Source organism: Nocardioides cremeus (assembly GCF_030518195.1).
Lineage (GTDB): Bacteria > Actinomycetota > Actinomycetes > Propionibacteriales > Nocardioidaceae > Nocardioides > Nocardioides cremeus.
This window is the reverse complement of the sequence record NZ_JAULSC010000043.1, coordinates 1-8,839: the sequence shown is the minus strand read 5'-3', so window position 1 is coordinate 8,839 and position 8,839 is coordinate 1. Positions and strand designations below refer to the sequence as shown.

The following is an 8,839-nucleotide window of genomic DNA, read 5'->3' as shown; positions in this document are numbered from 1 at the left end:
CTGGTCGGTGGTGGCCGCAGCCCCCTTGGGCAGATCCCATGGCCACCACCGGGCAGTTCTCGTGGCCGTCAGCGGGCAGGTTTCATGTCCGCCACTGGGCAGTTCTCACTGGCCCTTGACAATGAGGGGCGCTTGGCGTTCCCTCGCGATCGGCGTATCAGCGCACCGTCGCATTGAGCGCTGAACGCCCGGTGGCGTGGCTATGGGGAACCTCGCTGTTGAGCCCCCGGTCGGCGTGGGCGGCTTGGAAGAGTGCCTCTTCGAGCAGAGCGCGCACGTGGCTGCTGCCCGCTGCGTAGTCCATGTAGGTGCCACCACGACGTCCGTGCACCAACCCTGCGGGACGCATCTCGGCCACATGCTGGCTGACGCCAGAGGGTGAGGCGTGGACCAGTTCGGCCGGGCAGTTGACCGAGGTCGCACCCTGCAGCAGTGCCCACGACGAGATGCCGGAAGCCGGCGAGCCAACGACCTCCGCCTCGAGCCCGACCAGGTGATCGTGCTGCGAACGCCCAGACTCACTGTCCACGCTTTGGGGAGCTGAACGAACCGACACGACTCTCGCCCCCGACGTGCGGACCGAGGAGGGCCTGCTTGCTGCAGAGTCAACGGGCGCGCCGACGTGTCGACTACTGCCGGCGGGCGCCGCGACCTGATCGGTGGATGGCGCCTACTCCGGCTCGCGGACTCGTTGGCGTCTTGGTGCTTGGGCTCGTTGGAGTGGGCGTCGGGTCCCTGGTCGGGCCGTTGCTGGCCTGCTCGACTCCTCGACCTCGGTGGCGTCTACTTTGCCGTCGCCGTCGGACCTCTCCACGGATCCTCATAGTTCTGGACGGACCGGGGCGGGGCAGCTAGTAGCCGCTGAACGCGTCGATCCTGATGTCGTCGTGGTCGACGCCGGCGGCCATGAGGACGACTTCGGTGGACTCGATCATTGCCGGAGGACCGGCGATGTAGTAGTAGTGCACGGAGTCCTCGACGCACTCGGTGAGGAGACGTCGGCGTTCCTTGCTCTTCATCGCGTGGGTGACGACGTAGTCGATCGAGACGGCTGGGATCTGCCGTTGCCAGGAATCGAACTCGTCTTGGAACAGGAAGTCGGGGCTGCGGTTGAGGTAGGTCAAGTGCACCGATTCCTGGCTGGAGCGGTGGGCCATGGCGGCGATCATGCTCCGGAACGGTGCCACACCGACGCCGGCGGCGATGAGCACGCTGTTGCGGTGCTGACGCAGCGAGAACTCGTAGTCGTTGCCGTACGCGGTGATGCGATAGGAATCGCCAGCCCGGGCGTTCTGCAGCGTGCGCTTGATCCCGCTCTGACCTTCCTTGAACGTGATGACCAAGTCGGCCTCCGTCGGAGCTGAGGACAGCGAGTAGGTTCTGCCGCCGGACAGGTCTTGGTCGAACCCGAGGTCGATCCAGTCGCCGGCCTCGTAGTCGAAGCCCGGTGGTCGCGCGAACACGAGGGACAGGTGGCCGGGGGTCTCGGGTCGGACCTCCTTGACGACGATCGGGATGTCGACGTTCTTATGCACCACGGCGCAGTTCGCCTTGCCGTGAACTGACACCACCCGTGACGGCGGCGGTGGGGGTGGCGGGCGCGGTTCCGGCCTTCTGCCAGGCGGACTTGCGCAGCAGCCGGAGACCGTTGAGCGCGACGATGATCGTCGACCCCTCGTGTCCGGCGACGCCGAGTGGTAGCGGGAGTGTCCCGAAGATGTCCCAGGCCACGAGCACGGTGATGACGGTGCCGGCGATGACGAGGTTGGCTTTCACGACGCGGTGCGCACGTCGCGCAAGGTCGATCGTCTTGGGCAGCGCGGCGAGGTCGTCGCGGACCAGGACGACGTCGGAGGTTTCCATCGCGAGGTCTGAACCGTTGCGGCCCATGGCCACCCCGACGTGCGCTGCCGCCATCGCGGGTGCGTCGTTGACGCCGTCACCGACCAGCAGGACCTGGTGGCCGCCCGTGCGCAGGCGCTTGACGGCGGTCACCTTGTCGGCGGGGAGGAGGTGGGCCTCGACCCGGGTGATCCCGACGCTGTGGGCCAAGCGCTCGGCGGCGGGCTGGTTGTCGCCGGTTAGCAGTACCGCCTCGTTGCCGGTGAGGTCGGTGAGGGACCGCACCGCCGATTGTGCTCCGTCTCGAACACGGTCGGTGAGTGCCACAACGCCGATGACACGCTCATCGACCAGCACGACAACGGCGGTGTGACCGGAGCGTTCCAGCTCCGCGACGGCAGCCTGTGCCTGGCGCTCGTCGGCGGGCAACAGTGGGCTGGGGGCGCCGATGGTCACCGATCGACCCTCGACCCTCGCGTCCACGCCGCGACCTGGCGTCGAGCCGAACTCGTCGGGCTCGGGGAACTCGATGCTGCGCTCGCGAGCAGCGGCCACGATGGCTCGACCCACCGGGTGCTCGCTACGTCGTTCGGCCGCGGCCGCTACCCGCAGCAACTCGGCTTCGGACGTGTCACCGAACGTGACGACCGACGCCACCCGGGGTGTGCCCTGGGTCAGGGTGCCAGTCTTGTCGAAGGCGACGAGGTCGACCTTGCTGAGCTCCTCGAGTGCCACCGCGGACTTCACCAGGACGCCATGGCGGCCGGCGTTGGCGATGGTGGCCAGCAACGGGGGCATCGTGGCCAGCACCACCGCGCACGGCGACGCGACGATCATGAAGGTCATCGCCCGCAGCAGGGTCGGCTCGAACTCGGCCCCGAAGACGAGCGGGATCGTGAACAGCGCCAGCGTGGCGACCACGACGCCGACGCTGTAGCGCTGCTCGATCTTCTCGATGAACAGTTGGGTCTTGGCCTTGCTCGACGAGGCCTGCTCGACCATCGCCACGATGCGCGCGATCACGGTGTCAGCGGCCGCGCGATGCACCCGCACCCTCAATGCACCGGCCCCGTTCAGCGTGCCGGCGAAGACTTCGTCCCCGGGACCTTTGGTCACCGGCAGCGGCTCCCCGGTGATGGAGGCCTGGTCCAGTTCGCTGACCCCGTTGAGGATCTCGCCGTCCGCGCCGACCCGCTCGCCCGGCCGGACCAGGACCAGGTCGCCGACGACCAGCGTTTCAGCGTCGACGTCCTCCTCTTCCCCGGACTTGGACAGACGCACCGCGCGCTCCGGTGCGAGCGTCAGGAGCGCGTTGACGGAGTCCTCGGTACGCCGGGTCGCGAATGCCTCCAAAGCGCCGGACGTGGCGAAGATGACGATCAACAACGCCCCCTCGAAGATCTGCCCGATCGACGCAGCCACGAGGGCCGCCACGATCATCAGCAGATCGACGTCCAGCGTCTTCTCGCGCAACGCCTGCAAACCAGCCAGCGCCGGCTCCCAGCCACCCGCGGCGTAACAGGCCAGGTACAGGCTCCACCACACGACCTCAGGCGCACCGGCGACCTGGGCCACCGCGCCCACGGCGAACAGGACGGTGGCAAGCGCGGCCCACCGGATCTCGGGCAACGAGAGCGCAGCCAGGAACGGCGATCGCACCGGACGAATGTCCTTCGGCGGCCGAGCAGCGGTGGTTGTCTCAATGACTGACATTGGGGGTCCTGTCCGGAAGTCTGCTCTGCGAAGCGGGCATAGATGAAGAGATATTCATTCGATCCCGACGTTACACATGAACACTTCTTCATGCAAAGTCGTATGCTGGTGCCATGGGTCACGGAGCAGACAGTCGAGTCGCGGGGTCGGCAAGGATGGATCACGCCACCGCCAAGTCGGTAGCGACCACCCTGCAGGCGCTCGCTACGCCGAGCAGGCTGCTGATCCTGGCCACCCTTCAAAACGGGTCGGCAACGGTGGGCGAGCTCGCGGAAGCGATCGGGATGGAGCAGTCAGCGGTGTCGCACCAGCTGCGGCTGTTGCGCAACCTCGGACTGGTGGACGGTGAGCGCTCAGGCCGCAACATCAGCTATAGCCTGTACGACGATCACGTCGCGGAGTTGCTCGAACAAGCCATCTACCACGCCGAGCACGTTCGGATGGGAGCCACGGATCGCCGCGCAGCAGAAGCCCCGGCTGGGCACACCGAGCGGCCGGCCATTCAACAGGCCTAGAGTCTGCGCCAACCATCGAGTATCCGCTTGATTGAGGGTCTTGCACCTGGCAGGGATGCATCCCACCAAGCCTGTGGCGCCAGGTACTGCGGCCGTGCTAGGCGAAGAAGTCGCCGTAGCTGGCCAGGTCAATGCTGAGTGGATCGCCCGCATCCGACTCGTCACTAGCCCAGCCCATTCAGGGCTGGGGTCTGCTGAGGTCAATCTGTCACCCGTTCGTGCAGCAGACCCACCTGTACCTCGCTCTCTCGAAAAGGAAGAGCAGGACAGCTGTTCCTAGACCGGTTGCGCAACGACCTCGAAGCGCTGCTCGTCGGGCTTCCCGGCGCCGCAGCCCGCGACGCTCTCGCCTGTCGCTACGAAGCAAGCGCGATCGTGGTGTGCTCACCTGATGGCTCGACTCCGGGGCTCACCTGACCGTGAGGCAAGCCGCCAGGCACACGGAGCGGCTCGGTGCCGCACTGCATGACGAGGGTCCTGAGATCACAGATAGAGCCCTCCGTGCCCCGACCCTCCCTACCGACGGCGCTTAGCCGCACCTGCTGAGCCATCCTCATGCGAGCGCGCGTCTGCCTGGCCTGCACCATGGTCATCCGCGACTCCGGCGCGCGGCTCCCCGACAATCCAGCCGGAAAGCGAGGCGGGTGCCCCAACGCGGTCGCACACGATGACCTCGTCATGGTCCGACTACATACGCCCGCCGGGATTACCCCCTTAGTGGTTCCAGCCAGTTCTGGCTGAACGCCTTGACGCTGTCCACTTCGACCTGCTCGCAGGTCATGGTGTCGCGTTGCTGGAGAACCCGCAGGCTGGTGTCGTCGGCATGGGCTCCGGCGAGGACTCCGTCACCGTCTGGACTGTCGACGAAGGCGCGGAGGGCTTCGAGGTCGGTCAGGCTGATGTCCGGCGGGTAGAGGACGATGACGTAGCCGTCGCCGAGTGAGTGGCCGAAGTCGACGAGCGGTGCTCCCTCGTGCGGGTCGAAGAACGAACGTTCGGGATGGTCGCCGCCGGTGGCGGGGAGCGGCTCGGTAGGCGAAGTGATCTCGCAGGTGGTGTCTGCCGACAGCTCGGCTTGTGGTGGGTCGGGCAGTGCGGTGAACGAGTTGAGGGCGATCAGGCTGGCGGCGACGGATCCACCGATGAACATCGGCGCGCAGGCGAGCTGTGCCGCTCTGGGGGTTTTGTCGGGGCCGATCAGTTTGGTGGCGCCGAACGCTATCGCGGCCATGACGGCGATGGCGCTGAGCTGGCCGATCTCGATGCCGATGTTGAAGGCGATCACTCGCCAGAGCTCGCCGTCCTCGGGGACTCCGATGTCTTGGAACCGGGTGGCCAGGCCGAGTCCGTGGATGAGGCCGAAACCGACGACTGCCGCGCCGAAGAGCCTGAATCGCTCCGGTCGACCGAAGATGCCCACGCCGGCGACGAACACCACGCTGAGTGCGATGACGACATCGACGGCGTCGGGATCGACCCGCCAATTGGCGAGGGTTGCAGCGATCAGCGTGGTTGAGTGCCCGAGGACGAACAGGCTGATCAGTTTCACTGCGAGTCTCACCTTGCGCGCGACCAGGACGACACCGGCGACGAACAGCAGGTGGTCCCAGCCCAGCAGCATGTGCTCGATGCCGACCGGGATGAACCCGAGGATGGATCGGTCCGCGGCCTCGTCGCCGATGCCGTGGGCGAATGCAGGGCTGGCGGCGGCGATCAGGATCGGCGCAGCAAGCAGAGGCGGGATCCACAAAAGGATGCGCGGTCGGGCCATCGTTGATGCTCCTGGTTGGTCGTGGGACGCGGGTCGAAGGGTATGGGCAGGTGGCATGACCCGTGCGGGGACTACCTCCCGGGTTGTTAGTTCGTCGGCGTGGTGCCGGCCCTGGTCCGCCAAATGACGCCAGGGCTCCAGCCCGGAGCATCCGGTGTCATCGCCTTTCTCGTCCCGGCTACTGGTGGTGGGCCATGACCTCGTGCGGGTCTGCACCTTCGCCGTGGCTGGGGTTGACGTGGACGGTGGCGGCGTCGAGGCGCGGTACGGCGTGCAGCAACTCGTGCTCGGCGGCGACGGCGATCGCGTGACCCGCGGCAACACTGAGGGTGTTCTCCACGGTGATGTCGGTCTCGGCGCGCAGCCGGTGGCCCAGCCACCGCAGCCGGAGGCTTTCGACGTCCTGAACGCCGGGAACGGTGCGCAGGGCTGCCTCCGCGGTGTCGACGAGCTCGGGCTCAACCGCGTCCATGAGTCGGCGGTAGATGTCGCGGGCGGCGCTCTTGAGGACCACCAGGATGGCCACGGTGATGAGCAGCCCGACGATGGGGTCGGCGAGCGGGAAGCCGGCCATCACGCCGATGGCGCCGCCGGCGACCGCCAGTGAGGTGAATCCGTCGGTGCGCGCGTGCAACCCGTCGGCCACCAGGGCGGCCGAGCCGATCTTGCGACCGACCCGGATCCGGTAGAGGGCCACCGCCTCGTTGCCGACGAAGCCCAGGACACCGGCGGCGAGCACGACCCCGACGTTGCTGATCGGTTGCGGATCCAACAGGCGCCGCACCGATTCGTAGCCCGCGACGGCCGCCGACAGCGCGATCATCGCGACGATGAACACCCCGGCCAGGTCCTCGGCCCTGCCGTACCCGTAGGTGTAGCGGCGGGTGGGCGCCCGACGCACCATGACGAAGGCGATCCATAACGGCACCGCCGTCAACGCGTCGGAAAAGTTGTGGATCGTGTCTGCCAGCAGGGCCACCGACCCGGTGAACAGGACCACTACAAGTTGCGCGAGCGCGGTCAGGCCGAGGATGACCAGGCTGATCTTCAGTGCCCGGATGCCCTCCGCGCTCGACTCGAGCGCCGAGTCGATCGAATCCGCGGCGTCGTGGCTGTGCGGACGGAACAGTGACGAGAGGAAGCCTTTGATCCCGGTGGCATGTTCATGGTCGTGTGCGCCATGGGCATGGCCGTGATCGATGTCGTGGCCGTCGTGGCCGTCGTGGCCGTCGTGGTCGTCGTGGTCCTCGTGCGGCGCCTGCGACGGCGTGGGGGAGGGGTGATCGTGGGAATCTGATGTATCGGGGCTCATGAGAGGCTCCTGCTCGGTTTCGTGGCTGTCGGGCCCGCGAGGTCTGGATCGTCGCGGTGGTGGTGCGGTACGCCGCCACCTGCGTGCTCGGCGTGGAAGATCGCGTCCTCGATGAGCTGGCGCACGTGGTCGCTCACGACGCGGTAGAACACCTGTGTTCCCTGCCTGCGGGTGTGAACCAGATGGGCCATGCGCAGCTTGGCCAGGTGTTGGGAGACCGCAGCCTGGGGTTTGGCCACCGCCTCGGCGAGCTGGTTCACGGAGGCTTCGCCTGGCAGCAGTACCCACAGCAGCTTCACGCGGGTGGCGTCGGCGAGCATGCGGAACACCTCGACAGCCAGGTCGACCTGTTCATCCTCGGGAAGGATCGGATGCGACGCTGGCTCTCTATATGCGCACATGCGCAAACACTAACGCATGGGTGGGAGGGAGGATATCCTCGCACCGAGTGGGAGTCAGTGAGCTGTGCCCAGATCGAGCGATTCGATGCCTCATTGGAAGCCGACTGGCAAGTTTCGCCCGCGACGAGCATCCCGGACTGGTCGATCGCGCAACGTCAGCCGCGTACAACGATGGCGCGACCCTCCAAGTTCTCCGACCTAAGTCCCTTTCCAGCCTCGCGTTCGCTAGCGACCAGGCGGGGGCACTGGTCGGGAGGGCGGTGGCGCGCTGCCCTTGCGGAGAAGCAGCCCGCCCTTAAGATGCTTGCCGAGCGTTAACTCTGTGACGTCCGAGCGCTAACTCGACGCCTCCTAGTCTCCTAAGTGACGCCGCAAAACGCGGTGGGAAGAACGGGGCCGGGCCGGATCCGCGCTCCACTCGACGAACGGAGAAGATGACATGAAGCTCACTTCCACTTTGGGCGCTGGGATCCTTACTGCGGTTGTTCTCGCGACAGGTATCGGTGGAGTGGCGCTTGCCAACGCCAGTTCCAACGCCGGCACATCGACCGTCAGCCCAGCTAGCGACGACAAGGGCCGCGACGACAAGGGCCGCGACGACAAGGGCCGCGACGACAAGGGCCGCGCCGACAAGGGCCGCGACGACAAGGGCCGCGACGACAAGGGCCGCGACGACAAGGGCCGCGATGACAAGGGCCGCGATGACAAGGGCCGCGATGACAAGGGCCGCGATGACAAGGGCCGCGATGACAAGGGCCGCGACGACAAGGGCCGCGACGACAAGGGCCGCGATGACAAGGGCCGCGATGACAAGGGCCGCGATGACAAGGGTCGCGACGACAAGGGTCGCGACGACAAGGGTCGCGACGACAAGGGTCGCGACGACAAGGGCCGCGACGACAAGGGTCGCGACGACAAGGGTCGCGACGACAAGGGTCGCGACGACAAGGGTCGCGACGACAAGGGTCGCGACGACAACGGCTCCGACGACAACGGCTCCTCCGACGACAACGGCTCCGACGACAACGGCTCCGACGACAACGGCTCCTCCGACGACAACGGCTCCGACGACAACGGGTCCGACGACAACGGCTCCGACGACTGAGGCGATGGGTACCACGTTCTAGCCACCAGGTGTTTTGGCGCACCTGGTGGCTGTCGTTTGTGAAGCGCCCCAGGTTTGATGCCGCTCCTGTTTGAGTCCAGGAGGATGAGCACCATGCCGAAGAAGATCGATCAGGAGCTGAAGGCCAGGGCTGTACGTCTGGTCAACGACCACCAGGGC

The 8,839-nt window shown here is 66.8% G+C and carries 8 protein-coding genes; 2 read left to right on the top strand and 6 right to left on the bottom strand.

All coding sequences use genetic code 11. The features are described 5' to 3' along the window. Positions 1-157: 157 nt before the first annotated feature. From QWJ41_RS20395 to QWJ41_RS20385, 3 genes are all read right to left on the bottom strand, one after another. Positions 158-529, bottom strand: a complete 372-nt coding sequence (locus QWJ41_RS20395) for a transcriptional regulator (RefSeq protein WP_302710303.1) — start codon at positions 527-529, stop codon at positions 158-160. A 322-nt stretch (positions 530-851) separates the two neighbouring features. Beyond that, positions 852-1,538, bottom strand: a complete 687-nt coding sequence (locus QWJ41_RS20390; protein WP_302710301.1) for a ferredoxin--NADP reductase — start codon at positions 1,536-1,538, stop codon at positions 852-854. Continuing rightward, complete coding sequence (locus tag QWJ41_RS20385) at positions 1,528-3,501, bottom strand: heavy metal translocating P-type ATPase (protein WP_302710299.1); 1,974 nt, start codon at positions 3,499-3,501, stop codon at positions 1,528-1,530. The genes QWJ41_RS20390 and QWJ41_RS20385 overlap by 11 nt, the downstream gene beginning before the upstream one ends. A gap of 209 nt (positions 3,502-3,710) precedes the next feature. Between QWJ41_RS20385 and QWJ41_RS20380 the strand changes: the two genes are divergently transcribed. Further along, positions 3,711-4,070, top strand: a complete 360-nt coding sequence (locus QWJ41_RS20380) for an ArsR/SmtB family transcription factor (RefSeq protein ID WP_300954985.1) — start codon at positions 3,711-3,713, stop codon at positions 4,068-4,070. A gap of 706 nt (positions 4,071-4,776) precedes the next feature. On the opposite strand, the gene QWJ41_RS20375 is transcribed toward QWJ41_RS20380, so the two are convergent. From QWJ41_RS20375 to QWJ41_RS20365, 3 genes are all read right to left on the bottom strand, one after another. Then, entirely contained in the window at positions 4,777-5,841 is a 1,065-nt protein-coding gene (locus QWJ41_RS20375) for a HupE/UreJ family protein (protein WP_300954983.1), read from the bottom strand. A gap of 178 nt (positions 5,842-6,019) precedes the next feature. Next, positions 6,020-7,153, bottom strand: a complete 1,134-nt coding sequence (locus QWJ41_RS20370; RefSeq protein WP_302710297.1) for a cation diffusion facilitator family transporter — start codon at positions 7,151-7,153, stop codon at positions 6,020-6,022. Next, positions 7,150-7,554: an ArsR/SmtB family transcription factor gene (locus QWJ41_RS20365; protein WP_300954980.1), complete on the bottom strand. Its 405-nt coding sequence runs from the start codon at positions 7,552-7,554 to the stop codon at positions 7,150-7,152. The genes QWJ41_RS20370 and QWJ41_RS20365 overlap by 4 nt, the downstream gene beginning before the upstream one ends. Before the next feature lie 508 nt (positions 7,555-8,062). Here QWJ41_RS20365 and QWJ41_RS20360 point away from each other — a divergent pair. Further along, positions 8,063-8,659, top strand: a complete 597-nt coding sequence (locus QWJ41_RS20360; protein WP_302710296.1) for a hypothetical protein — start codon at positions 8,063-8,065, stop codon at positions 8,657-8,659. Positions 8,660-8,839: the final 180 nt, after the last annotated feature.